The sequence below is a fragment of the Amycolatopsis sp. cmx-4-54 genome, assembly GCF_046548895.1.
Taxonomy (GTDB): Bacteria; Actinomycetota; Actinomycetes; order Mycobacteriales; family Pseudonocardiaceae; genus Amycolatopsis.
The window spans coordinates 231,624-256,153 of sequence record NZ_JAEBEJ010000002.1; the positions used below are offsets into that span (position 1 = coordinate 231,624).

Consider the following 24,530-nt stretch of genomic DNA (forward strand, 5'->3'; position numbering starts at 1 on the left):
GATCCTCGCATGTGCAGCTCCGCGATCAGTGCTCGATCATGTCGACGAAGTCGCGTTCGTGCCGTTCGGCGAGCCGGTTGTACCAGAGGCCGATGCCGAACAGGAATGGGAACGGTGCCACGCCGAGGATCAGCCAGGGCAGGGGGATGCCCACGACGGTCACCCGGCCGAACGACGGGATCAGATAGAACAGCACCGGAAGTGAACACAGCGTGACCATCACCAGCAGTGCCAGCAGGGAGGCCGTCCGCAGCTGGATCTTCACCAGATCCCGGACCAGGAGTTTTCCCCAGCTGGTCTGTTCTTCGAGTTCGACCCTGGCCCGCAGGGTGCTGGTGGCCTGCCGCGGATCGGCGAGGATCACCCGCTGCCGCTTGGGTTTCGCGTGATGTTCGGGTTTGGCCTCGTGCTTCGGGCCGGACGGCGCGCCGGGAACGGGTTCGACGGCGGCGCCCTCGGGCACCGCCGGTTTCCTGCTTTTGCCGAGCGTCGGGTCCGGTTCGCGGACGCCGTTGACGCGGCGGTAGTAGTCGTCGGTCACGTCGACCGGTTGGCGCCGACCAGCCTGTCCTTGAGGGCGCGCGTGTGGCGGCGGCTCACCGGCAGCACCTTCTCCTCGTTACCGATCACGACCTGATAGCCGCCCTGCCCCATACGCAGTTCGGTGATCAGCGGCAGCGAGACCAGGAACGACCGGTGGATGCGGACGAAACCCGCCTTCTCCCAGCGTTCTTCGAGCTGGGCGAGCGGGATGCGGACCAGGTGGCTGCCGTCGGTGGTGAACAACCTGGCGTAGTCGCCCTGTGCCTCGACCCAGCGGACCGAGGACCGCGGGATGAGCTTCGTGGTGCCCGCGAGTTCGACGGGGATGACCTCGTCGTCGTTCTTGACTTGTCCCAGTCCGCCTTCCGGGCCGAACTTCGGCGCGGCGTTGGCGGCGAGTTTGTCGATCACGCGGCTGATCGCGCGATCGAGACGATCCTGCTGGTACGGCTTGAGCACGTAGTCGAGCGCGCCGAGGTCGAAGGCGTTGACGGCCTCTTCCGCGTGCCCTGTCACGAACACCAGTGCCGGCGACGGGCGCAGCGCGGCGAACACCCGCGACATCTCCATGCCGGACAGACCGGGCATGTCGATGTCGGCGAACACCGCGTCCACGATCGGCAGGCCGCGGGTCTTGCGGTCGGCCAGCCGCGGATCGTCCGCGGACAGCAGGCGCAGCGCCTCCGAAGCGTCGATCGCCGGGTAGACCAGGGCGACGTGCGGGCTGTTGCGGAGACAGTGGACGAGTTCGTCTAACCCTTTGGGCTCATCGTCCACCGCCAGGACGATGAGTTTCCGGGTGTCATCGTGAGCACTCACAGTGAGACGCATCCTGCCCATTGCCGGGTTCCTTGTCCAGCCCGCTTCACGAAAGTCGAACGAAAAGGACGGCACCGCCCACCCCCGCGCCTGGGGTGACCGGTGCCGTCATCTTTTCCGGTGACACGAACCGCCTCGCCGTGCCACATCTATCCCTTCACGGCGTGAAGGTGAACCAGTTGACGCTCACGAAATCGGCGGGCTGCCCGCTCGTGAAGGTCAGGTGGACGTCGTGTTTCCCGGTGACGCCGCTGATATTCGCCGGGATGGTCCGCCAGCTCTGCCAGCCGCCGGTGTTCGCGACGGCGAAGCTGCCGACGGGCGGATTGGACCGGCTGCCGAGCCGGACTTCGACGAGACCGCTCACGCCGCCGGCCGCTCCGGACGCGACGCGCGCCTGGAACTGCCTGCCCGTCTGCGTCCCGAAGTCGACGTTCGGATACCACGCCCAGTCACCGTTGCCCGCGGGGCCGATGTTCTGCCCACCGCCGGAATCGGACGTGGCCTGTTTCGCGATCCCGGCCGCCTGGCCGTACGACTCCGCCTGGATCGTGCCGTACGCGCTGCCGCCGCCAGGGCTTCCCGTGGTCGTCGTCGGCGTGGTGGGTGTCGAGCCGCCGCCGCGGGTCAGGACGGTGACGTAGTCGACGAGCATCGGGTGTCCCGGCACGATCCCCGGCCCCGGCGTCGTGGTGCCGGAGTTGTTGTCGGGGAACGCGCCGCCGATGGCGACGTTCAGCAGGACGAAGTAGCCCGCGTGGTTCGTCATGTTGGCCCACGTCGTGGCGTCGACCTGGTTTTGGCTGACCGAATGGAATTGCTGCCCGTCCACGAACCACCGGAACACGTTGGGGCTGACGCTGGTGTCCCATTCGAAGGTGTAGGTGTGGAACGCGCTCTGACAGCTCGCGCCGGGGCAGGTGCGGCTGCCGACGAGGCCGGTCGTCTCGTTGCACGGGCCGCCGGGGTTGACGCCGCAGTGCAGCACGCCCCAGACCGTGTTGATCCCGTTGACGTTTTCCATGATGTCGAACTCGCCGACGGCGGGCCAGTTCCAGTAGTTGCCGCGATACGGCGAGCCCAGCGCCCAGAAGGCGGGCCAGTAGCCGAGCGCCGCGGCGCCGGTGACGTTCGGCATCTGGATGCGGCCTTCGATCCGCAGCGCGCCGCCGGTGGGTGGTTTGAAGTTCGTGCGCTGCGTCTCGATCCGCGCCGAGGTCCAGTTGCCCGCGCCGTCCCGCAGCGGCGTGATCCGCAGATTCCCGGAGCCGTCGTGGGCGAGGTTCGCGGGGTTCGCCGTGTAGTTCTGGATCTCGCCGGTGCCCCAGTTGCCCGGGCCGCCGGGGTAGCCGTGGCCGGTGTCGATGATCCAGTTCGCGCTCGACGGGAGCGAACCCGCGGCGCCGGTGAAGTCGTCGGTGAACACGGTGGTCCAGCCGGCCGGAGGCGGCGGGACGGCCGCCGAGGCGGGCAGGGTGAGGGGGACGGTGATCAGAGCCGCGCCGGCGGTGACGGCGAGCGCGATCTTCCAGCGGGTCGTTCGGGGAGAAGTAACGGACATCGGACCTCCTCGTCAACACTGTCGAGGTTTGTTGCCGTTCACAACAAAGCGGTATGTCCGATATGAGACCTGGTCTGAACCACTTACGCCTACCACCGTTCGGGTGAATCGCTCCGGCCCGCAGACGCAATGAAGGGGCCTTTCATCGCAAAATTTGCGATGAAAGGCCCCTTCATTGCACGTGGGGTCAGAGGCCGAAGCGGCTCCAGGCGGCCTTGGACTGGACGGCGTCCAGCAGCGCGCTCGCCGCGGCGGGGGCGCCGATACCGAGCCGCGCCAGCAGCGGCTTCTTCGGTTCGGCGATCGCGATCTCGGCGTCCGGGTACCGCTCGGTGATCACCTGGCGGAGGCTGCCGACGCCGTCGACGAGACCGAGTTCGACCGCGCGGGCACCCAGCCAGACATCCCCGGTGAACAGGTCCTCGGAGCCGGAAAGCCGGTCGCCCCGGCGTTCGGTGACCCAGTCGACGAACAGTTCGTGGAGCTGGCCGTGCATCTTCTTCAGCCACTCGACGTCTTCCGGCTTCTCCGGGCTGAACGGGTCGAGCCGGGACTTGTTCGCCCCCGCGGTGTGCAGGCGCCGTTCGATGCCGAACCGCTCCAGCAGGCCGGTGAACCCGAACCCACCGCTGATCACGCCGATGGAGCCGACCATCGACGTCCGATGCGCGAAGATCTCGTCGGCGGCGCAGGCGAGCCAGTACCCGCCCGACGCGGCGACGTCCTCGGCGAAGGCCAGTACCGGCACGTTCTTCTCGTCGGCGAGCTGGCGGATCCGCTCGGCGACCAGGCCCGACTGCGTCGGCGCGCCACCCGGCGAGTTGATCTGCAACGCGACGGCCTTCAGCCGCTCGTGCCCGAACGCGCGCGTCAGCGCCGATTCGACGGCGGCGAGGTTGATCGACCCCCTGGCCAGCGGCGACGGGGTCGGCGTGATCACCCCGTGCAGCTTCACCACGGCGACGACGTCCTTGCGTTCACCCCGATCGCCGATCATCGGGAGACGGGAGGTCAGCTTGTCCGCAACGCTCATACCACCAGGCTACCGACGTTCAGCTTGTCGTTTAACCGGTCTTCTTCCTGGCGTCTGGCTATTGAGGGGGTAGCGCCCGAATACGCCAGAGACGGGGCCGCGTCGGACGTAGTCGCTGATCAACGGCTCGTTACCGCTCGAAGACGGCGGCGACGATCTTGGCCTGTTCGGTTCCGAGGCCGGCGCGGCGGGGTCGTCGGTATCGCCGATGCGCCCACCCCGGAAATTCCTCGTGGGGGCGGGCTCTGCCTGCTCGGAAGCTCGATCAGCCGGGCATTCCGGTGAAGCACCGCCCCTCAATGAGCGCGGGAGCTTGGCGGGGGCATTGGCGGTTGCCTGGCGGTCTCGTGGCGTGCAATTGGCGGTCTCGTGGCGGGCGGTTGGCGTGGCGTCCTGGCGGGATGTCGACAGAGAATTGTGAGCATGAGTCAAACACAGGTGATTGAGCTGCGTCAGGAACGTGGTTGGACGCAGGAGCGGCTCGCGAATGCGGCCGGCGTCGGGCTTCGGACGGTGCAGCGGTTGGAAGCTGGCCAGGATGCGAGCCTGGAGACCTTGACACTCGTGGCTGATGCGCTGCGGGTGTCGGTGCGTGACCTGTTCGTATCGATCGATGATGACGAGCTCGGTAGCCGGGTGGAGTCGTTGCAGGGGCGCGTGGAGCAGCAGCAGGCGGCTCGTGACCGGATCACGAGCGCATGGTGGTGGCTGTACGCCGGTGTCGGGATCGCCGTGACCATGCTGAGCTTCACACTGGGCTTATACGGGATCGCAGTGACTATCGCGTACTGGGTGGGAGGAGCGACCATCCTGGTCGCGGTGCAACGCATCTATCTCCAACCACGTCTGGAAGCGAAGTACCCCTTGTCGAAGAGCAAACGTGAGCTTCGCGCCGCGAAGAGGGCCCACACGGGCTCTTCTGCGTCTGAATCTGCTGCTCCGGAACTGCCGGCGGACGCGTGATGATCCGGGTGGGGTAGCGCCCGAACGCACCGGGAGGGCCCACTCGTCTGAGTTTCACTGGTCAGGGTTGCAGCGCTCGGTTCAGTTCGGTGCGGAGGTCGGCGGGTTCGGCGGCGGTGGCGTCCATGGCGCTGGTGCGCTCGTTGAAGTCCAGCAGCTCGCTGGCTTCTTTCCAGGTTCTGTCGGGGCCGGTGTCGCCCCAGCGGGTGGTGGATGCGCATGATCGGGTTCGTTGAGGGGTGTGCGATGGCGTTGAGCGACGAACCGGTCGTGAGGAATGCCGGAGACGACGATGTCGTGGCGATCCGCCGGTTCGGCGAGGCGCACATTCGATCGCACTACTCGCCGGTGATCGGCGCCGCGGCTGCGCACCTCCTGGACCGCACCGCTGGACGCCATCCGCCTGGCACCCGGCGCGGACGTCGCCACGGTGACCACCGCCCAGATCCGTGACGTCACCGAACGCCTCGTCACCGCCGGGCAGTGGCGGGACGGCGATCCGGAGATCCTCGTTGTGCTCGACGCGGGATACGACGCACCGCGCATCGCGCACCTGCTGGCCGGTCTGCCGGTGTAGATCCTCGGCCGGATGCGCTCAGACCGTGTGCTGCGCCGGTCCACGCCGACCCGCGTCTACGACCCGAAAGGCGGCCGCCCGCCCGAACACGGTGGCGAGTTCGTCTTCGCGACCCCGATACGTGGGGCGCCGAGCAGGCGGTCACAACGACCGACACCCGCCTCTACGGTGAAGCGACAGCACGGGCCTGGGACCGGCTGCATCCACGGCTGACCCGGCGCGCGGCCTGGCTCGATCACGAGGGCCCACTGCCGATCATCGAAGGGACCGTCATCCGGCTCCAAGTAGAACATCTACCCAGCGGCGGGGTGAACAAACCGGTCTGGCTGTGGTGGTCCCGCATCGACGCCACAACCGAGGATGTTGACCGCTGCTGGCAGGCATTTCTGCGACGATTCGACATCGAGCACACGTTCCGCCTGTTCAAGCAGACCTTGGGCTGGACGGCCCCAAAGCTCCGCGACCCGGACGCGGCGGACCGCTGGACCTGGATCGTCCTCGCCGCTCACACACAGCTCCGTCTGACCCGGCACCTGGCCACGGACCTGCGCCGTCCCTGGGAACGATCCACCACATAAGCCAAGCTCACTCCGGCACGCGTTCGACGCGGGTTCCGGAACATCCGCGAAGATGACCTCACCAGCAGCAGCACCGAAACCCACCCGACCAGGGCCAGGACGACCGCCCGGTTCGAAGAACCGCCGCCGCGCCGAACGACATGACGTGGGACGAGTCCTCGCGACCGGCGAGGCTTACACGCGTCCGGCACATCACAAAAAGGGCACCAAGCCAACGCGAACGAGTTAAACGACAAGTTCAGAGCCTGTTGGCGGAGCTGCGACGTGCCTCGCGAAAGGGACATAACGCGTGAGCCCGCCCTGGCCGAAGGCCCCGCTATCGCGGTGGCAGGGCGCCGTTGCCCGTCAACGTGAGAGGTTCGACCAGGTCGCGCCCTGCCGACGCGATTGCGGACGCGGGTTCACCAACAGACTCACGACGGCAGCACGCCGCTGCGTGAACCGCTCACCCCGCTGGACTCGTTCGGACCGCCCTGGGGCGGGACGGTCGCGCTGTCGACGGAGAAGTCCGGCAGATTCGGCCGCACGCCGGGCATGAACTTCGGCACCCGCAGGGTCACCTTCATCCCGGCGCCGGGCGCCGTCTCGACCATGAGCGCGTAGTCGCGGCCGAACACCTGCTGCATCCGCTGGTTGATGTTGCCAAGGCCGACGTGCGCGCCCGTGCGGTGCTGGCTGCGGAGATCCGCGAGCTTCGCGGGCTCCATGCCGATGCCGTCGTCCTCGACGCTGATCAGCGCTTCGGCGCCGTAATCCTCGGCGATCACCGTGACGCAGCCGCCGGAGGGCTTCGACGCGAGACCGTGTTTGACGGCGTTTTCCACCAGCGGCTGGATGATCAGGAACGGGACGACCACCGAAAGCACCTCGGGCGCGATCTTCATCCGCACTTCGAGCCGTCCGCCGAAGCGGGCGTTCTCGATGGTCAGGTACCGGTCGATGTTCCGCAGTTCCTCGGCGAGCGAGGTGAACATGCCCGACGTCCGGAACGAGTAACGCGTGAAGTCCGCGAAGTCCTGAAGCAGCTCTCGCGCCTCCTCCGGATCTGTCCGGATCAGCGACGAGATGGTGTTGAGCGCGTTGTAGACGAAGTGCGGCGAGATCTGCGCGCGCAGCGCCTTGATCTCCGCCTGCTGGAGCTGGTTCTTCGATTCGTCCAGGCGCGCCAGCTCGAACTGGGTGCAGACGAACTGCGCGACCGCGTCGGCCATCTGCACCAGCCGTCCGCGCGTGCGCCCGACGACCAGCAGCGCGGCCTCGGTCTCGCCCTCGACGATCAACGGCACGATCACCGCCGTCCGCATCCGGCAGGTGCCGCGGTGGTTGCACGGCATCTTGTCGTGCGCGACGACCTCGCGCCGGTGCTTGCGGATCGCGTTGCCGATGGCGTCGACGAGGTCGACGTAGTGGTCGTTGGCCTCGCCGTCCCACGACAGCAGCGTGCCTTCGCTGTCGGTGATGCCGACGGCGACGCAGTCGAGCATCTCCAGCAGCTGGCTGGTGATCTTGTCGGCGACCTGCTCGTCGAGCCCTTCACGGAGATCCGGTGTCGCCTTCGACATCCGGTGGACGGCCTGCAGCACCGCGTTCTCGACGATGCTCGCGGGACGCCTCAGCTTGATCAGGAGGACGACGACGAGGATCGCGAGCAACAGCGCCACACCCCAAGGGATGATCTGCGCGATTTCGAGCCCGGACACGGCGTCCATGCTCTGCGCTCGACCAACCGGGTGCAAGGTCTGCTCCCCACTTTCCGTTGAGTTGTGACAACCGAGGGTGGGGCCGACCCTACCCAAGACCCGGGCGTTGTCCCCATGGTCACTCCCCGTCGCGCCGGGAAGACTGTGCGCAGGCAATCGCTTCCGGGGGAGGAACACAATGCGCGGATCGGGGAAACTCGCGGCGGGGGTGCTGGCGGGGGTGCTGCTGGCGAGCGGGACGGCGGCCGCGGCCGGGGATCCGGTGCGCGCGGCTGTCGGCGATCTGGTCGGCGAAGGGGGATTCCCGGGAGCGGTCGTCCAGGTCCGGACCGGTGAGGCGGTCTCGCGCTTCGGCGCCGGATACGCGAACCAGGCCACGCGCGAACCCGCGGGGCCGCATCACCGGTTCCGGATCGCCAGCAATACCAAGGCGTTCGTCGCCACGGTGGTGCTGCAACTGGCGGGCGAAGGCTCGCTGTCCCTCGACGATCCGGTGGAGCGCAGGCTGCCCGGTGTCGTACGCGGGCCGGGCTACGAGCCGGAGAAGATCACGCTGCGCATGCTGCTGAACCACACTTCCGGCGTGCACGATCCCCTGGATCCGCATTTCTTCGACCCGTACCTCGTCCACGGGAACCGGGGGCACATCATCACGCCGTCGGAGGTGATCCGGCGGTCGCTCATCGACCGGCCTTCATTCCCGCCGGGCAGCGGCGTGGAGTATTCGAACACCGGATATCTGTTGCTGGGCAAGGTGATCGAGGGGGTCACCCGCACCGACGTCCGCGCCGGGATCCAGCGGCGGATCCTCGGCCCGCTCGGCCTCGGGCGGACGTACTTCCCGCTGTGGTCGCCGTTCCTGCGCGGTCCGCATCTGCACGGGTACGACATGCGCGGTGAAGACATGACGGTGTTCAGCCCGTCGTACGACTGGACCGCCGGCGCGATGGTGTCGACCGTCGACGAGCTCGCGACGTTCCACCGCGCGTTGCTGGCGGGACGGCTCTTGGCACCCGCGCAACAGGCCGAGCTCAAACGGCTCGTGCCGAACGGCCGAGGCGGCGCCTACGGGGCGGGGATCGAGACGCTCGACGTGAAATGCGCCGACGGCGTGAAGACGTTCTGGGGCAATACCGGTGCCGGGCCAGGGTTCTTCAGCGTGTCGATGAGCAACGCGGACGGCTCGAAACAGCTGGTCCTCGCGCTGAACGTGTACGACCTCGCCGCGGACGTGCACGACGGGCAGGTGGTGCCGAAGATCCCGGCACCCGTGGTCGAGGCCGCGCTCTGCTGACCGCGGTCAGTGGCGGTCACTTGAGCAGGCGCGACATCCGCCGGTCCGCCAAGGGTTTCCCGCCGGTCTGGCAGGTCGGGCAGTACTGGAAGGACTTGTCCGCGAACGAGATCTCGCGGATCGTGTCGCCGCAGACCGGGCACGGCAGCCCGGTGCGCGCGTGCACCCGCAACCCGGACCGTTTCTCACCCTTGAGCCGGGCCGCAGACTGGCCGACCGACCGCGTCACGGCGCTGGTCAGCACTTCGCTGATGGCTTCGAAGAGGCCGTCGAGCGCGCCTTCGGACAGCTTTCCGGTGGTGGCGTAGGGAGAAAGCTTCGCCATATGCATGATCTCGTCGGAATAGGCGTTGCCGATCCCGGCGATCAGCGACTGATCGGTGAGCGCCGTCTTCAACCGTTCGGTGCGCCCGGCGAACAACTTCTCGAGCCCCGTGCGGTCCAGCGCAAGCGCGTCCGGCCCGAGGCGCGCGATACTGGCGACCTCCTTCTCCGGATCACGCACGATCCAGACCGCCAGCCCCTTCTTCGTCCCGGCCTCCGTGAGATCGAAGCCGGGACCGGCGGCGGCGTCGAGGTGGACGCGCAGCGAGATCGGCCCCTTGCCGGGTTTGAGCGGCGCCGGCGCCAACGCGTCGGACCAGCGCAGCCAGCCCGCCCGCGCCAGGTGGACGACCAGGTGGAGATCACCGGCGACGAGATCGAGGTGCTTGCCGAAGCGGCCGGCACCGGTGACCTCGCGGCCGTGCAGCTCCGTCCACGGCGGGGTCGCCGTCTTCAGCACGCTGAGGGACGCCACGTCGACACGGAAGACCGTCTTGCCCACCGCGTGTTCACGCAGGTGGTGAGCGAGCGCTTCGACCTCGGGTAACTCGGGCATGGCCCCAGTCTCGCGCGTTCAGGCCGCCGCGACTACTCCACCGGGTGCAAGGGGCCGTCGAAATCCGGCAGGGAGTGCTTCTGGATGGTCTTCGTGATCTTCGAGACCTCGCCGCGCACGGTGAACATGCCGCGGATGGTGCCCACCCAGCGCTCCGACGGCCGGTCACCGGCGAGATCGCCCTCGGTCTCGGCGACCACGGTCCACGGTCGGCGCAGGATCCACCGCAGCGGGAAGAACAACGCGACCAGCAGGAGCGCCAGCGGGACCCAGGACGGGATTCTCACGTCGGCGGGCGTCCACATGATGAGCACGATCGCGAGCAGCGCCGTCACGGCGATCATCGCGATACCCGGGCCATAGCTGCCGGCCACATCGTGCTCGAAATCGTCCGCTGTCGCGGGAGCACGCCATTCCATCTGGGCTCGGACCACCCAGTCACGGCCGTCCTCGCCGTGCACCAGCCGGTTCATTCAGTCGCCTCCCGCGCGGCCGCTCGCTCGTCGTGAGCGAGCTCCACCGTACCGTGACGGGAGCCGGATTCGCGAGAGTTCGAAGGTGATATGCCCGCTCGGGCGTTATGGGCACGTCGGGTAGCCGACGCCCGGTTCCGGATAGTGGGAAGTCGGTTCGACCGGGCTCGGCTCGTCCTTCGACGGGTCGCCGGACGGTGTCCCGGTCTCGTCGCCGGGCGTGCTCGTCTCCGGCGAAGTGGACCCTTCCGGGTCAGTCGTCGACTCCGGCGTGTTCGCCGGGTCCGTCTGGTCCGGGGAAGTCGTCGTGGGCGGGCTCAGCGACTCCGCGGGAGGGACGTCGTCCCGTTTCGAGGTGGTCTGGTTCGTGCCGGTGCCCGGCTCCGGGACCTCGTTCCTTGGCGCGGTCTCCTGCGCCGGGTTCTGCTCGTCCGGAGGCCGCACGCCGCTATCGGCACCGCTGTCACCGCTGTCACCGCTGTCACGGCCGGCGCCGCCGGCGGCGTTGCCGAGGTCCTTCCTCGACGTGCCCACACCCGGCAGGCTCGGCAGGTCGGACGTCCCGAGTTCCGCGCCAGGGCCGCGTCCGGTCACGGCGGGCCGCTCGCCCTTGCCGTGCATCCGGTCCTCGGCGATCCGCTGTGGCGGGAGTTCCACCGGCCCGCCGGGGACGGGCGGCGCGACCTGCGCCGGCAGCAACGCCAGCTCCGGCTGGCCGCCGCCGGGCAGGCCGACGGTATGCGTCACGTCGGTGCCGAACACGGCCGGACCGGCGACGATCCCGACCGCGCCCGCGGCGGCCGTCGACGCCACCGCCAGGCCGACCTTCACCTTCGACCCGAGCAGAAGCGCCTTGACCGACGCGGCGAGCCCGGACAACGCCCCGCTCGCGTGGGCACCGGCGGCCGCCGGCACCAGCAAGGCGACGACACCGGCATGTGCCCGCAGCGAAGAGCAGACGTCACGCAACTCGTCGTGCGTCGCCCGGCAGGACTGGCATCCGATCAGGTGGCTCTTGATCCGCCGGGCCTCGGCCCCGGTGACACTGCCCGCGGTGAACCCGCCCAGCTTCTCCACCACGGCCCGGCACGAATCCGGCCCGCGGTTCACCGACAGATGCGCTTGGAGGTACGCCGCCCGCAGCCCTTGGCGCGCCCGCCGGGCCAGCGCCGCCGTCGCGTTCGCGCTCAACCCGAAATGCGGCGCGACCATCGATGGCTGCTCGCCTTCGACCTCGGTCTGCCACAGCACCGAACGCCACCGCTCCGGCAGACTCGTGAACGCCGTCGTGATCAGCGAATGTTCGGCCGTGCGGGCATGCGTGTCCGCGCCCGCGCCGGCCCGGAAGGTCAGCTCGTCGTCGCTCACCGGCACGTCACGCCGCGCGCCGTGCCACTCCCACGAGACCCGGCGAGCCACGGTCAGCAGATACGCCCGGACGTAGTCCCGCGGCCCGGCGCCCCGGCGCAACGCCTGAAGCACCCGGAAGAAGGTCTCGGCCGTGATGTCCTCCGCCTCCGACCGGTCGGAGGCCAGACTGCGGGCCAGCCGCCGTACCGCGGCGGCGTGCAGTTCGAAAAGCTCCCCGAAGGCGGCGTCCTCCCCATCACGGAGACGCTGGAGCAATGCCTGCTCGTCGGATTCCGAGGCCGCCTGAAGCGGCACCGTGCCCTGCTCGGTCATCCGGCCAGGCACCTCCTCCCCGAAGGACTCACCATTCGGTCGAATGGGGACACCATACGGAGGTATGCAGCCGTCGTCACCCCTTGTACGCCAGGTGTGACACCGAAGCACCTGCAGGGGTGGGTCGAAACCGCTACGGAGGGTCGGTGTATGGTTGTCCCACTGCTTCAAACGAGTATCTGAAGCAGAGCAAGACATGCGGATGTAGCGCAGCTGGTAGCGCATCACCTTGCCAAGGTGAGGGTCGCGGGTTCGAATCCCGTCATCCGCTCGCACGCGGGCACCGCGTGCGCAGGGAAAGCCTGCGCCGCAGCGTGCTCGCCATAATTTCCGGGGGCCCGAGCCCCCGGACCCCCGCGTTCCTTGTCGCTCGCGTTGGTGGGTCGGTTGTCGGGCGCGTTGATCTTCTTCCCTCTCGGCCTCTTGTTCGTTCGTTTTGGTGGTCACTAAGTGCTACAGGTTCGGTGAGCGGGTTCACACGACCGTAGTAATTCGGATTTGTGCATATGTCGGCCCCGGCCGCGTTCAGAGCGCTGGCGTTTTGAAGGGGTTGTGCTCGGCGAGGAGTTTGTCGACGCGTGCCTGGTCGACCCTGCTGACGACGGTGTTCTCGTCCTGCCGGTCACGGACGCATTTGGCGAGCGTGAACGCCGAGGTCGTCAGGAAGAGCATGCCGAGGGCGAGGAAGCCGCGGACCCAGCCGTCGACCGGCAGGTACCAGATGCCGATGACGACCGCGAGCAGCGCCAGGCCGAACGCACACGCGGCCTGGACGAAGAACGCGACGGTGGTGGGCGGCGCTGCGGAGGTTTTCGTCATGCGTACCAAGGTCGCGCCGAACACCCCGCGCTGTCTTGAGTACGGCTACTCAAGAAGGGTTGCGATTCAGATCTCGTAGCCGTCCATCACGGTCGGCGAGACCGGCGACAGGTGGTCGTCGCCGCGTTCGGTGACCAGGCCGCGGGCCATCCGGTACACCTTGAACTCGTTGTCGTGGTCGGGATCCTGGTCGTCCCAGACCTGCAGGAGACCGTAGGAACCGGGCGCTAGATCGCCGACGCGGGTGAACAGGTCCACCAGCTCGGGCGCGATCGCCGTGCCGTGCTTGTCCATGCCGCCCAGGTGCAGCACCGGCACCCCGGCGGCCCAGCGGAGGTCGAGCAGGTCGGCGTCGCCGAAGTCGCGGACGGCTCGATGCACCCGCTCGACGATCCGCTCGAGCAGCGCGGCGTCGTCGTCACCCGAAGGGCTCGCTTGGATGGTCACCCACCCGTGGTATTCGAACACCCGCCTGAGTTTAGGCAGGTCCGCCCGCCATCACGGCCGGCGCCCCGTCCCGCCGCAGCACGTTCTTGAAAATCTGCTCACCGTGCTTCTCGAAGGCGGGCACGAACTTCTCGCCGTACACGCACAATGTCCGTTCCCACGGGTGCCCGAGCGTGCCGAAACGGAAGTCGTTCGCCAGGAACATGTGGTAGTCGGTGCGCGGGAACACCGGGACGGGCCACGGGTCGAGCGCGGCGTGCCGATGCGGGTAGAAGCGATACGACTGGTGCTGCCAGTGCAGGACCCAGACCCACTCGTCCTCGGCGACGCAGGCCTTCAACGCCGCGAGCGCGACGCGGGCTACGTCGTTCTGCTCGACGGCGTACGGGCCGAGCCGGAATTCCGGTGACGAACGGTCGAGGCCCACCGGCGCGAGATCCCACGCGACGGACGGCGCGGGTTCACGGAAACCGGGCCAGGCATGCGCGTAAGTGCTCGGCCAGAACGCGAGCTTGTCGTAGACCCAGTACCAGGCGGGCTCATCTACGACCCTGGAGATGGCTTCCCAAGCGTTGTTCACGAGCGACCCTCGGTGGTTCGGCCGGTTAAGACTGGGAAAGCTTCGTGTTCGGGGCCCAAGTTGTCCAGCTCGTGGGCATTCTCCGCGAAACTGTCACCTGATCAGGTGTCTTGCGCCGTCGCCGGAACCGTGAGAATGACGGTGCGTGAACGGCGAGCCCACCGAACGCGGGCTCGCCGTCGTTCGCTCACGCGGCCGCCTCCCAAAGACTCATGAAGGCCGAAGCCTCACTCCGCACCCATGGCCGCACCTTGTCGCGATCGCGCGGCGACAACGCGAACTCCTTCGAACGCCGGACGTCGATCACCAGCGGCCGCCCGCCCGGCCGCAGCTCGTCCATGGTCTGTTCGAGCAGCCACAGCACCATCTGCGCGGCGTCCCGGCTCAACGGCTCCTCCTTGAAGTAGAGCCAGGTCACGAACACCGGGCCGTCGCCCTTGCGCAGGCCGAGGTGGGGGTTGATGCCCACTTCGAGCGAGCCGAGCCGCCATCGCGACCGGCCGACCTCCGCCGGCCGCAGGTCGCGCCGCCCGACGTAGCGCAGCCAGCCGTTGGCGATCTCGGTGTAGTGCGGCCGCGTGCGCTCGTCCGCGTTCTCGACCAAGGCCCGCAGTACCTCGCGATCACGGCCGGAGATCCGCCCGGCACGGATCGCGTTCGCGGCGCGGAGGTAGAAGTTGAAGCCGCCCCGGGCCGGATCCTCGTACTGACGGCGCCAGCGCCGGACGAACGAGGAACGCGAAGGACCCGAGCTCGTGCTGTACCCCACGAACGTGGGCAGGGTGATGTAGGCCATCCGTGTCTGCCTTTCGCCGCTGTTCCTGCTGTACAACGCCCATTTTAGAACATGTGTACGACAGAAACCGGGGCTTTACGGGTGACGCGGGGAAGGCGGCCAAGGTCCTTCGAGCAGCTCGGCCGACTCCTCGAGGATCGGCACTTCGCAGACGTCCCTCGGGGTGAGGTCGGTCGGGATCCAGCCGTCGAGCATCGCCGACCACCGCGCGATCCCGCGCAACGACGGCGGCGACCCGAGCAGCTCGCCGACCTCGCTGACCAGCGCGCCGCCGGCCGCGGGCGAAAGGCGGCCGTCGACCATCGCGGTGAGCCAGCCGTGGATCAGCAGCCAGCGGGCGGCCGTCGGATCGGCGGGCAGTTGGAGCCCGAGTTCGTCGACGACCTGGCCGAACGCCTTGTCGACGGCGGTTTCGGCGGAGGATTCGAGCCCGGCGAGCAAGGCGAGGGACGGGGTGTCGAGTCCGGCGACGATCGCGTCCAGACCGGCCTCGACCAGATGCGAGGTGCGGACGTCTCGGCCGGCGAGCCTGCCGATGGCCAGCTCGCGCAGCGCGCCGCGACACTCGTCGATTTCGCTCACCCGGCACTTCCCACGTCCGCCACCGTACCGGCGGGACCGCCCGATCGCCGCTGACCAGCCGAAAGAGCATCACCCCGGTGGGTCCGCGCCGTCGCCTCCGGACCGTGCTGGACCTGCGCCGAACCGGACGCAAGAATGGGAAAGACCAATATCAACCACCCGTCCGGGTCATGCGACACTGGCTGCCAACACCCAGCGGCAGGGGGCTAAATGAGCTGGCAGGACGAGCTTCGGCAGCTGGACGTCGAATTGGCCTCGGGTCGTATCGGGCACGCGGAGCACCGCAAAAGACGGGACGAACTGCTCGCCGAAGCCTCCGGCGGGTCGATGCCGTCGCCGGTCGCGTCGCCCTTGAGCCGTCCGGGCGCGCCGTGGCACAGCGCCAACCCGGCCATGCGGCAGGTCGAGCTTCCGACCGTCACGCTCCCGCCCGTGCCACCGCCGGCCGCCGAGCCGCGCGAGACCCCGAAGGGCAGGCACTTCGTGCCCCGCCTGCCCGACCACAAGACCACCGCGCCGTCGCCCGCCGACATCAATCCGACGGTGTACCTGCGCGCCGAGCCGTCCCAGCCCCGGCGCGATCCGGGTACCCGGCAGCTGCCCCGCACCCTGCCGTCGCTGGTCCCCGACGCCGATCCCCGGCACAGCGCTCCGGCCTCGGAGGACTACGCCGTCGTCGGCAGGAAGAAACCGACCTGGCTGTTCGTCGCCGCCGCCGTGCTGGTCGTGCTCGGGTTGATCATCGGCGGCACCCTGTGGCTCGGTGCGGCGAACGGTGGCGATCAGCAGCCGCCACCCGCCATCGCGCAGGCACCGGACGCCGTCGGCGGGCCGGGCGCCGGGCAGCCCGTTCCGGAGCCCACGCTCGAGGACCGCGTTCCGGCGTTGCCGGGCTCGCCGCTTCCCGAGAACTCCACGGTCTCGCTCGACAAAGGGGTCGAGCTGAAGCTCTTCCCGAAGGAGTCCGCGCAGATCTTCGCCCAGCACGGTGTCACCAGCGTCGTCTTCCGTGGCTCCAGCGACGGCGACACCGGCTATCTCGCGTACGCCATCCCCACGCGATCGGACGAAGACGCGAAGGCCGTCGTCGCCTACCTGATGCAGGCTTCCCAGGCGGGCGGATTCGCTCTGCGGGCCGACGACCCCGCTACCGTCACCGGACGCGATGGGGCACGCCGCATGGACGGCACGTGGTTCACCTCGGGCAAGGTCGCCGTCGTGCTGTGGGCGTCGCAGCCGTTCGCCCTGGACAAGAACAAGCTCCGCATCAGCCTCGACAAGACACGCGCCACCTACAAGGAAGCGCTACCGCCGAGCTGAGGCCTGACCACCCAGTTCAAGGAGGTCGGCGAGGGTCCGCCGGGCCAGTTCCGCGCCGAACCGGTTCTCCACCACGTTCTTGCCCTCCTCGGACAGGCGAGTCCACAGCTTGCCGTCCTCGAGCAGGGTGACGATCCGGTCGGCGAGTTCCTCGGCCGTCTCCCCGAGCAGTACGTCCTGACCGTGTGTGAGGTGCATGCCCTCGGCGGCGAGTGAGGTCGCCACGACGGGCACGCCGTAGCCGAGGCTTTCGCCGAGCTTCCCCTTCACGCCCGCCCCGAACCGCAGCGGCGCGACGACCACCCGAGCGGTCTGGTAGATCTCGTCGAGGTCCGGCACCCAGCCCCGTACGACGACGCCGTCGCGTTCGAGCTCGAGCACCGCGGAGGGCGGGTTGCTGCCGACGATCTGCACGACCGCGTCGGGCCTGCGCTCGCGCACGAGCGGCATGATCTCGGTGGCGAGCCAGTGTGCGGCGTCCCGATTCGGCACGTGATCGAAGCCGCCGACGAAGACGATCCCGTCGCGACCGTCGGGAACCGACGCGGCGCCGTCGGCGTAGTGCACGTTCGACAGCACCTCGACCCTTGCCGACGGGACGAGTTCCCGCAGGAGCTCCCGTTCGACGTCGGACACGACGAAGGTGACGTCGGCGATCCTGGTCAGGCCGAGTTCCGACTCGCGCAGCACTTCCGCGCGCCGGCGCAAGGTCACCTCTTCGCTCGTGTCGCCGAGTTGCGCGACCAGATCGGCCTGCCGGGCGAGCCGGACGAAGTGGAGATCGACGGTGTCGTAGGCGATGAGGCAGTTCGGCGCGTGCTGGCGGACCTGCTCGATCCACTGCCAGGCGACATGTGGCCGCGACAGCACGGCCAGCCGCAAGTCGGGACCGGCGTCGCGCAGGAACTCCAGCTGCTCGTCCAGACCGGTGATCACGGTGACGCCCATGCGGTACAGCGGGCTCGCGTACGGCTCCGGCAACGCGTGGTTGAACGGCATGAAGACGACGCGATGTCCCAGCCCGACGAGCAGCTCGAGGATCCTGGCCATCCGCACCGACCCGGAATCCTTGTCCGGCGTGGGGATCTGGTGGTCGACCACGAGCACGGTGCCACCGCGATGGCCGTCCTCGGTGCGCTGCCGTGCCGACCACAACGCGCGCGCACTGGCCGACGGGAGGTGGTCGCGCAGCTGGACGCTCCACTTGTCCACGAACACACTGCGATTCAGTTCCTGGTGCCGTTTGACCCCGGCGGCGAGGTCGGTTCCGTTCGAAACGCCCTCGTGGTGGACGACCACGGACGACGGCTGCACCATCGTCCGGAACCCGGCCGCCCGCACGGCGAACGCGAGGTCGGTGTCCTCGTAGTAGGCGGGTGAGAACCGCTTGTCGAACCCGCCGATCCGCTCGAACAGCCGGCGGCGGACCAGCACCGCGGCCCCGGAGCAGTAGTCGACGTCGCGCAGTGCCTGGAACCAGGGCAGGTCCGGGTTCTGCAGCCTGCCGTAGTTCCAGCCGGTGCCATCGGCCCAGATGATCCCGCCGCATTCCTGCAGCCTGCCGTCCGGGTAGACCAGCTTCGAGCCGACGAGCCCGACGTCCGGCCGGGTCTCGACGACGTCGACCAGTTCGTCCAGCCAGCCGGGCCGGACCTCGGTGTCGTTGTTGAGGAACATGACGAAGTCGCCGCGCGCGTGTCCGGCGCCGAGATTGCACGCGCCGACGAAGCCGAGGTTCCGGGGCGCCCGTACCAGCCGGATGCCCGCGCATTGGGCGACCCGGTCCACTGAGTCGTCGCGCGACGCGTCGTCGACCACGATGACCTCGAACGGGGTGGTGGGCAGGTGACGCTGGATCGAGTCGAGGCAGGCACGCGTGTAGGACCAGTTGCCGTAGACCGGGATGACGACACTGACGATCGGCTCGTCGCTGGTGGTGACCGCGACCGGGCCGGGTACGGCCGCCACGGCCGGGGCCGCTCCCGCGGGGCGGCCGAGCGCCGTCTCGTAGAGGTCACGCAGGCGGGTGCCCCGGGGAGCGACCTTCTCGATCGCGCCGCGGTACGTGCCGAGCACGCGCTGGACGAGCGCGGACTGCTCGGCGCGCAGCTGGGAGTTCTCCGCGGCGAGGCGACCGACCGTCTCGCTCAGCTGGACGTTGTTCCGGGCGAGCCACTGCAGCCGGTCGCGGTCGTTGGCCGCCTTCCGCTGCAGCAGGCCGAGCTCGTTCGAGGCCCGGCTGAGTCCGGCGCGGGCGCTTTCGGCACGGGCGGCCGCCTGGTCGCGTTCGGTCACCGCACGCCGTTCGGCGGCCGTGATCTCCGCGATCTCATCCGCCTGCCGGGCGGCTTGTTCGCTTGCCCGGCGCAGCCCGTCCTCGGCACGGTCCAGCGCGACACGCGCCCGCTCCGCCTCGGCCGCTCGCGCGTCCGCGTCGGCGTTGGCCCTGGCGACCAGCGTCAGATGCGGGTCCACCAGCATGGAAGCGGTCGGCAGGGTGATCGGCGTCGAGGACGCGACCGCGATGAAGTACGTGTGCGGCGCACCGGCGGCGACCCGCCACTCGTCGCCGTCGCCCTGTTCGAGCCGGAACAGCTCGGCCGCCGACGTTCCGCCGTCGTGGATCAGCGAACCGACGGCGACGTTCTGCCGCAACAGGGTGACGTGCTCGAAGCTCTTCTCCATCAACGTCCGGAACGCCGACTCGGTCAGCTCGTGGACGTGGAACGGGTTCTGGTTGCCGTGGTCGCCGCTGTACACGGCGATATCCGGGGTGCTGCACAGGAAGATCCCGCCCGGCGCGAGCCGGGCACGGACGAGGGCCATCATCGAGTCCTGCGCCTCGACGTGCTCGATCGCCTCGAAACAGGTGATCAGCTCGAACGGCTCCGTGCCCGCGAGCGCCTCCGGGTCGGTGATCGAACCGACCTCGAAGGTGACCTCCGGATAGCGGGCACGAGCGTGGTCCACGGTGACCGGGTCGATCTCCAGCCCGACCACCTCGGCCGCGGGCCCGGCGAGCAGGGCGCTGCCGTAGCCTTCGCCGCTGGCGAGGTCGAGTACCCGCTTACCGGCGGCGAACCGGGTGGCGAGCGCGTAGCGGTGATAGTGCTCGTAGATCACCTGGACGTCGTCGGCCCACGGCACGCACCGCTCGCCGGTCCACTCGATCAACCGCTCGCCAGGAGTCCCCTTGCCCATGACGAGGAGACTATCCGCCAGGGACACCGGTCTTCACGTTCGCCTCCGGAGGCGGGCACGCCCCGCTACGATCGCGGGTGTGTTCGTCAACCCCCCACCGACTTCGTCCGGGCCGTCAGAGCTGCTTCAGACACCGGAATCCTGGTTGCCGAACGAGCACAGCCTTTACCGGCCGCGGCACAGCAGGCGGCAGCGGACGGCGCTGACCTGCGCGCTCGCCTTCTTCTTCGTCCCCGTGTTCTTACTGGTCGTCGGGGTGCGGACCGAGCCGTTCGAGAACCGCCCGCTGCGCGAATTCCCCGGTTTCGGCGACGGCTGGAGCTTCTTCACCGGGCTGTCCGGCTGGGCGACCGACCACCTCCCGTTGCGCCAGGCCGGGGTGAACGCGGCGGACGAAATCAGTACCGGCGTCTTCGGCGACCCGCCCGGCGCCGCGGCCGGCGCGCAGGACAGCACGGCGGGGCAGCCGAGCAAGGGGCGCGTGCCGAAGGGACCGCAGGCCTACCCCCAGGTCGTCGTCGGCAAGGACGGCTGGTTGTACTTCGGGGAGGACATGCACGCCCGGTGCGAGCCGGTGATGGATCTCGACCGGGTGATCGCGATGTTGAACCGGTTACGTCAGGCGGTCGAAGCGTCGGGACGCCGGTTCGAGCTCGTTTTCGCGCCCGACAAGTCCACCATGAAGCCGGCGCAGCTGCCGGACCACTACCCCGGTCATGACTGCGCGCCACCGCGGACGGCCGAGTTCTGGGGCAAGGTGCCCGCCGCGACCAGGGCGATGGACCTGCGTGGCGCGCTCGCCGACACCGAGCGGAGCCTCGGCCGGTCGGTGTACGTCCCGAACGACACCCACTGGACGTTCGAAGCCGGGCTCACCATGACTTACGCGCTCGCGCAGGCGATCACGCCCGGGGTCACCGCGACCTGGGAGGTGAAGGAGAGCGGTTCCCGGTCGTGGCCTGCCGACCTCGAGCGGCTGCTGGGGCGGCCGCTGGACCGCAGCCTGCGGGCCTACGCGCTGGCTCCGGACGGCGGTGCCGATCGAACGCGGTACCTCGCCAGCGACTTCAAGACCCCGCTGCGGCTGACCCAGCCCGACACCCCCCGCGGCACCGTCACGCCCAATATGGCGGTGGTCGCCGACTCGTTCACCCAGTTCGCCAGCCCGTTCCTCGCCGCCACCTGCAGGGATCTGACGATCGTCCACACCGACACGGTGGCCACGGGTGACGACGGGACGCTGAAGAATCTGTTCGAAGATCGCGACGTCGTCGTGTTCGAGTTCGTGGAGCGCAATGTCGTCGGCGGGTCGTCGATGCTCCTGCGCGAGCAGGCCATCGACCGGCTCGCCAGGGTCCTGGCGCAAACACCGAGGTAAGCCGGGATGGTCGCCCGAATATTACGACTGGGTGGTAGGCCGCGACGCTCGGCCGCCCCCCGTGCACAATGTGCCCGGTGCGGTCATGTAGGCCGCGACGACAAAGATCCTTCGTCGCTCGGGGACGACTGATCCAAAGGGGGTAACGGGGTGACCTGGCAGGAAGAGCTGCGCAGGCTCGACGAGGAACTCGCGGCCGGGAGGCTCACGGCCGACGATTACCGCACTCGGCGTGACCAGGTGCTCTCGCAGGCCGTGTCCTTGGAACACCCGCCGCCGCAGGTGCCGGGAGCGAACCCCGCCGAGACGCAGATCATCCAGCCGGTCGCGCCGCCGGGACAGCCCCCGCGGCCCTCGGCCGACGCGACCCAGGTGGTGTCGCCGTCCGACACCGGCGCTGCCGAACGCACCCAGGTCGTCCCGCCATGGCAGCCCCAGCAACAGCCGCCGCAGCAGCACCCCGGCTCGCCGGCGGGCGGGTTCCAGCAGCCGTACCCGCAGCGCCCCGGGGAGCACTCACCGAGCGGCGGATTCGCCCAGCCCGCGCCGCCGCCACAGCAACAACAGCAGCAGCACGGCGGCTGGAACACGCCGGAGGACCAGAGCCCGCCGTGGGGCGGTTCGGAGTTCCCGCCGCTGGCGCCGTCCGGCAACGACACGAACTGGGTCAGCCAGGGGCCGGAGTCGTTCCAGATCAAGCCGTCGTCCGGTTCCAAGCGCAAGCTCGTCATCGCCGCGATCGCCGTCGTGGTGCTCGCCGGTGTCGGCGTCGGCGCGTGGGCGCTGCTCTCGAGCACCGGCGGTGACGCCCCCACCGCGCAGCAGCCCTCGAGCCAGCAGCAGCCTCCGCCCGTGCCGAGCACGAAGCCTCTCCCCGAACCACCGGCGGCCAAGCCCGAGCCGTCGGCCAACGACACGGCGCTGGCCAATCTCACCGGCTCACCTCGCGCCGGTGGCGGCACCTTCGACATCGCGAAGCTGAAGTCGGCCAAATTCCTGCCGGAGACGGTGATCGCGCAGATCGAGCGCGCCAAGATGTCCGAATGTCTGCTCAAGACCAACACCGACGGCGAGGTCACGCTCAGCCTGATCGCCCTCGACTTCCCGGACGCGCAGGGCACCTCGAAGGTCGCCCAGGAGTACGGGAACGGGCAGCTGGAGGGCGGTCTCACCGCCGACCGCGACCTCGCGATGCGCGGGGTACCGGTCTTCGTCGGGAATTCACCCGACTCGACCGTCTATCGCGCCGTGTACGTCCTTTACACCCGGGTGATCATCGTCGAGGTCTTCGGCCCCGAGGCGCAGGCCGAGCAGGCGTTCCGGTCGCTGCTCAACTCACAGGTCCAGAAGGCCCCGCCGACCGAACGCAACAACTGAATGAGACGTGCGATCAAGAACCCGGTGCGCGCCTTCGTCAAGCGCTGGGCGGTGTCCCGGAAGTCGTATGACGACATGATCATCCGGGCGGGTCAGTACGCCGACCTGTACGAAGAGCTCGGCGTGCGCTACGACCAGCTGACGGCACGCTACGACGCCGTGACCGGCCGGTACTCGGAGCTTGCCGAAAGCCACCGTCGGCCGGCTGCGGGGGGGTCGTGAGTGGTGATGGTCGTTCTAACGCTCCTTGCCACTCACGACCCCCGGCCGCTGGTTAATCCGTCCGAGTGAGTTAGGCCGTGTCGGTGAACGTCCTCCCCCGGTGATGCGCCTTATGGGCAGAGCATCGGAGCGTCCGGATGCTGGACGAGGAGGAGCCGCCATGGCCTGGGAAATCGCCCTGGTCGCCGTGCTGGCCGTCGTGTTCGTCGTGCGGCTGGCGCTTCAGCTGAAGCGCGGTTGACCCGATCTTGCGCACCCCGCGGCGCATGAAGGAGATGAACGGGGCTTTCTTCGTGGGTCCCACGAAGAAAGCCCCGTTCACCCCATCGCGATCCGCGGTATCCGCAGCTGCGGAATCCGCCGCCGCGCGGCCGGGGCCAGGGTGAGCGGCGGGCCGTCCGCACGCAACGGCTTCTTCACGTGGATCGTCTTGTAGCCGGTGCTCAGATATCCGTCGTTCTTCAGTTTCGCCATCTCGGCGTTGACCGACGCGGGCGAAGCGCCGATCGCGGAGGCGATGTCCGTGTGGTTCAGTCCCACGTCGATCACGACGCCGCCCTCACCGGGAACCCCGTAGAGCGCCTGCAATCTGGTCAGGAACGCGGTCAACCGGCTCCGCACCTTGGCCGTCGCGAAACCCAGCGCGACGTTCCGCTGCCGCAGCCGGGCGGCCAGCGCCACCGCGATCAAGGCCATCGCCTGGTCGTCATCGTCGAGAAAGCCGCGAAAGGCGCGCTGCGGAACCTCCAGCACACGAACCGGCTTCGTGGCGATGTACGAGAGCCTGCTCGGCCGTCCGGCCAGGCAGTCCTCGACGCCGAGTACGTCACCGGCGCCGAGCAGGTCCACGATCATCGGCGTCGTGTCGCCCTGGGCGGCGCGCAACGCCTTCACGAAACCGGACCGCGTGATCAGCACCGGCGGGGCCGGGTCACCCTGGCGGAGCAGCGTCGTACCCACCGCGTGGTCCACGTGCCTGCCGAGGGCGAGCAGCCGATGCCACTGCCGTTCGGTGAAATCCACGTCCATCAGCCCACCACCGCCGCGAACGCGTAGAGGATCGCCGGGAGCCCGGCCACGAGCGCCGCGACCGACCCGATGACCTTCGCGGGCTGGGCGACCCTTCCGGCGAGGAGAAGCCGGATGAGGATCGCGGCGAAAACGATGTAGGACAGAACGACGACGCCCGCGGTGACCACCAGAAGCGGATCAGATGTCTGTGTCGTCAATGGTGACTCCCAGTAAGAGAAGAAAGGTGAATCCAGTTCCTGCCCGGCCGGGTGAGAATCACGTCGGGTAGGTGATGTCCCCCTTGCCGTTGAGTCGAAGACTAATGCTCAGCGCGCTTGCGAGAAAGGAACTCAAGAGCAGGGGGACCCGTCCAGGGAGCGATTTCGCGACGGAAAGTGACCATCGTTCCGTCCGGTGGCCGAACGAAAAATCACGCACCGTGCCCGGAGCCGAGAGGAGATCCCGCGCTTTACTTCTGCGTTCGCCAGGAAATCAGCGTTAGCCGTACCTTCATATTGTTTTCGGACTGGCCACCGGAATCGCCCCTCCGGATAGCCGGAGCCCTGGTGGAAACGGAAATGAGGCATTACCGACCGAAGTGCACGTGCAGATGCACGTCCTGGAGGAGGTCTGCCGACCCGACGATCAGGCCTCCGATTAACGGAACGTTAGCGTTGGGCCCACCTTGACGAC

25 protein-coding genes and 1 tRNA gene are annotated in these 24,530 nt (G+C 68.7%); 10 read left to right on the plus strand and 16 right to left on the minus strand.

Annotated features, from left to right (window positions below):
* Positions 1-25 precede the first annotated feature (25 nt).
* From ACLJQ7_RS06315 to ACLJQ7_RS06330, 4 genes are all read right to left on the minus strand, one after another.
* Positions 26-541, minus strand: a complete 516-nt coding sequence (locus ACLJQ7_RS06315; RefSeq protein WP_410647199.1) for a hypothetical protein — start codon at positions 539-541, stop codon at positions 26-28.
* Entirely contained in the window at positions 538-1,374 is an 837-nt protein-coding gene (locus ACLJQ7_RS06320) for a LytR/AlgR family response regulator transcription factor (protein ID WP_410647850.1), read from the minus strand. The genes ACLJQ7_RS06315 and ACLJQ7_RS06320 overlap by 4 nt, the downstream gene beginning before the upstream one ends.
* Before the next feature lie 145 nt (positions 1,375-1,519).
* A complete protein-coding gene (locus ACLJQ7_RS06325) occupies positions 1,520-2,923 on the minus strand; it encodes a glycoside hydrolase family 16 protein (protein WP_410647200.1) in 1,404 nt (467 codons plus the stop codon).
* 187 nt (positions 2,924-3,110) lie between these two features.
* Positions 3,111-3,956, minus strand: coding sequence for a S49 family peptidase (locus tag ACLJQ7_RS06330; RefSeq protein WP_410647201.1), 846 nt, complete (start codon positions 3,954-3,956; stop codon positions 3,111-3,113).
* 423 nt (positions 3,957-4,379) lie between these two features.
* Between ACLJQ7_RS06330 and ACLJQ7_RS06335 the strand changes: the two genes are divergently transcribed.
* The 3 genes from ACLJQ7_RS06335 to ACLJQ7_RS06345 all read left to right on the plus strand — a co-directional run bounded on the left by ACLJQ7_RS06335 (position 4,380) and on the right by ACLJQ7_RS06345 (position 6,074).
* Positions 4,380-4,919 carry a helix-turn-helix transcriptional regulator gene (locus ACLJQ7_RS06335; RefSeq protein WP_410647202.1) on the plus strand — a complete coding sequence of 180 codons (540 nt, stop codon included), beginning with the start codon at positions 4,380-4,382 and terminating at the stop codon, positions 4,917-4,919.
* Between the two features lie 403 nt (positions 4,920-5,322).
* Positions 5,323-5,496: a transposase gene (locus ACLJQ7_RS06340; protein ID WP_410647851.1), complete on the plus strand. Its 174-nt coding sequence runs from the start codon at positions 5,323-5,325 to the stop codon at positions 5,494-5,496.
* A 308-nt stretch (positions 5,497-5,804) separates the two neighbouring features.
* The gene (locus ACLJQ7_RS06345; RefSeq protein WP_410647203.1) at positions 5,805-6,074 is read left to right on the plus strand and encodes a hypothetical protein; all 270 of its coding nucleotides are present in this window, start codon (positions 5,805-5,807) and stop codon (positions 6,072-6,074) included.
* 413 nt (positions 6,075-6,487) lie between these two features.
* Here the strand turns inward: ACLJQ7_RS06345 and ACLJQ7_RS06350 are convergent, their stop codons facing one another.
* A complete protein-coding gene (locus ACLJQ7_RS06350) occupies positions 6,488-7,783 on the minus strand; it encodes a histidine kinase (RefSeq protein WP_410647204.1) in 1,296 nt (431 codons plus the stop codon).
* A gap of 169 nt (positions 7,784-7,952) precedes the next feature.
* On the opposite strand from ACLJQ7_RS06350, the gene ACLJQ7_RS06355 reads away from it, so the two are divergent.
* Complete coding sequence (locus ACLJQ7_RS06355) at positions 7,953-9,068, plus strand: serine hydrolase domain-containing protein (RefSeq protein ID WP_410647205.1); 1,116 nt, start codon at positions 7,953-7,955, stop codon at positions 9,066-9,068.
* Positions 9,069-9,084: 16 nt separating this feature from the next.
* On the opposite strand, the gene ACLJQ7_RS06360 is transcribed toward ACLJQ7_RS06355, so the two are convergent.
* From ACLJQ7_RS06360 to ACLJQ7_RS06370, 3 genes are all read right to left on the minus strand, one after another.
* Positions 9,085-9,948 carry an Fpg/Nei family DNA glycosylase gene (locus ACLJQ7_RS06360; RefSeq protein ID WP_410647206.1) on the minus strand — a complete coding sequence of 288 codons (864 nt, stop codon included), beginning with the start codon at positions 9,946-9,948 and terminating at the stop codon, positions 9,085-9,087.
* Between the two features lie 32 nt (positions 9,949-9,980).
* Positions 9,981-10,421 (minus strand): DUF983 domain-containing protein, encoded by a 441-nt coding sequence (locus tag ACLJQ7_RS06365; protein ID WP_125679202.1) that lies wholly within the window; start codon positions 10,419-10,421, stop codon positions 9,981-9,983.
* Positions 10,422-10,526: 105 nt separating this feature from the next.
* A complete protein-coding gene (locus tag ACLJQ7_RS06370) occupies positions 10,527-12,104 on the minus strand; it encodes a sigma-70 family RNA polymerase sigma factor (RefSeq protein WP_410647207.1) in 1,578 nt (525 codons plus the stop codon).
* Between the two features lie 198 nt (positions 12,105-12,302).
* On the opposite strand from ACLJQ7_RS06370, the gene ACLJQ7_RS06375 reads away from it, so the two are divergent.
* Positions 12,303-12,375: transfer RNA gene (locus ACLJQ7_RS06375), tRNA-Gly, on the plus strand.
* Positions 12,376-12,629: 254 nt separating this feature from the next.
* On the opposite strand, the gene ACLJQ7_RS06380 is transcribed toward ACLJQ7_RS06375, so the two are convergent.
* The 5 genes from ACLJQ7_RS06380 to ACLJQ7_RS06400 form a co-directional block, all read right to left on the minus strand.
* Positions 12,630-12,923: a YiaA/YiaB family inner membrane protein gene (locus ACLJQ7_RS06380; protein ID WP_410647208.1), complete on the minus strand. Its 294-nt coding sequence runs from the start codon at positions 12,921-12,923 to the stop codon at positions 12,630-12,632.
* 66 nt (positions 12,924-12,989) lie between these two features.
* Positions 12,990-13,391 carry an immunity 7 family protein gene (locus tag ACLJQ7_RS06385; protein ID WP_410647209.1) on the minus strand — a complete coding sequence of 134 codons (402 nt, stop codon included), beginning with the start codon at positions 13,389-13,391 and terminating at the stop codon, positions 12,990-12,992.
* Positions 13,392-13,401: 10 nt separating this feature from the next.
* Positions 13,402-13,950, minus strand: coding sequence for a DUF2716 domain-containing protein (locus ACLJQ7_RS06390; RefSeq protein ID WP_410647210.1), 549 nt, complete (start codon positions 13,948-13,950; stop codon positions 13,402-13,404).
* Positions 13,951-14,137: 187 nt separating this feature from the next.
* Positions 14,138-14,746 (minus strand): hypothetical protein, encoded by a 609-nt coding sequence (locus ACLJQ7_RS06395; protein WP_410647211.1) that lies wholly within the window; start codon positions 14,744-14,746, stop codon positions 14,138-14,140.
* A 75-nt stretch (positions 14,747-14,821) separates the two neighbouring features.
* Positions 14,822-15,328, minus strand: a complete 507-nt coding sequence (locus ACLJQ7_RS06400) for a hypothetical protein (protein WP_410647212.1) — start codon at positions 15,326-15,328, stop codon at positions 14,822-14,824.
* A gap of 210 nt (positions 15,329-15,538) precedes the next feature.
* Here ACLJQ7_RS06400 and ACLJQ7_RS06405 point away from each other — a divergent pair, with 210 nt between their 5' ends.
* Positions 15,539-16,648, plus strand: a complete 1,110-nt coding sequence (locus ACLJQ7_RS06405; RefSeq protein ID WP_410647213.1) for a hypothetical protein — start codon at positions 15,539-15,541, stop codon at positions 16,646-16,648.
* Here the strand turns inward: ACLJQ7_RS06405 and ACLJQ7_RS06410 are convergent.
* Positions 16,634-19,849, minus strand: coding sequence for a glycosyltransferase (locus ACLJQ7_RS06410; RefSeq protein ID WP_410647214.1), 3,216 nt, complete (start codon positions 19,847-19,849; stop codon positions 16,634-16,636). The two genes, ACLJQ7_RS06405 and ACLJQ7_RS06410, sit on opposite strands and share 15 nt — an antisense overlap.
* 79 nt (positions 19,850-19,928) lie before the next feature.
* On the opposite strand from ACLJQ7_RS06410, the gene ACLJQ7_RS06415 reads away from it, so the two are divergent.
* The 4 genes from ACLJQ7_RS06415 (at position 19,929) to ACLJQ7_RS06430 (ending at position 23,067) form a co-directional block, all read left to right on the plus strand.
* Positions 19,929-21,227 (plus strand): alginate O-acetyltransferase AlgX-related protein, encoded by a 1,299-nt coding sequence (locus tag ACLJQ7_RS06415; protein ID WP_410647215.1) that lies wholly within the window; start codon positions 19,929-19,931, stop codon positions 21,225-21,227.
* 150 nt (positions 21,228-21,377) lie between these two features.
* Entirely contained in the window at positions 21,378-22,604 is a 1,227-nt protein-coding gene (locus tag ACLJQ7_RS06420; protein WP_410647216.1) for a DUF1707 domain-containing protein, read from the plus strand.
* Entirely contained in the window at positions 22,605-22,826 is a 222-nt protein-coding gene (locus tag ACLJQ7_RS06425; RefSeq protein ID WP_410647217.1) for a hypothetical protein, read from the plus strand.
* Positions 22,827-22,938: 112 nt separating this feature from the next.
* Positions 22,939-23,067, plus strand: coding sequence for a hypothetical protein (locus ACLJQ7_RS06430; RefSeq protein ID WP_410647218.1), 129 nt, complete (start codon positions 22,939-22,941; stop codon positions 23,065-23,067).
* Positions 23,068-23,144: 77 nt separating this feature from the next.
* On the opposite strand, the gene ACLJQ7_RS06435 is transcribed toward ACLJQ7_RS06430, so the two are convergent.
* Both ACLJQ7_RS06435 and ACLJQ7_RS06440 read right to left on the minus strand, forming a co-directional pair.
* Positions 23,145-23,855 (minus strand): Crp/Fnr family transcriptional regulator, encoded by a 711-nt coding sequence (locus tag ACLJQ7_RS06435; protein WP_410647219.1) that lies wholly within the window; start codon positions 23,853-23,855, stop codon positions 23,145-23,147.
* Positions 23,855-24,055 (minus strand): hypothetical protein, encoded by a 201-nt coding sequence (locus ACLJQ7_RS06440; RefSeq protein ID WP_410647220.1) that lies wholly within the window; start codon positions 24,053-24,055, stop codon positions 23,855-23,857. Before ACLJQ7_RS06440 ends, ACLJQ7_RS06435 begins: the two co-directional genes overlap by 1 nt.
* Between the last annotated feature and the right edge of the window lie 475 nt (positions 24,056-24,530).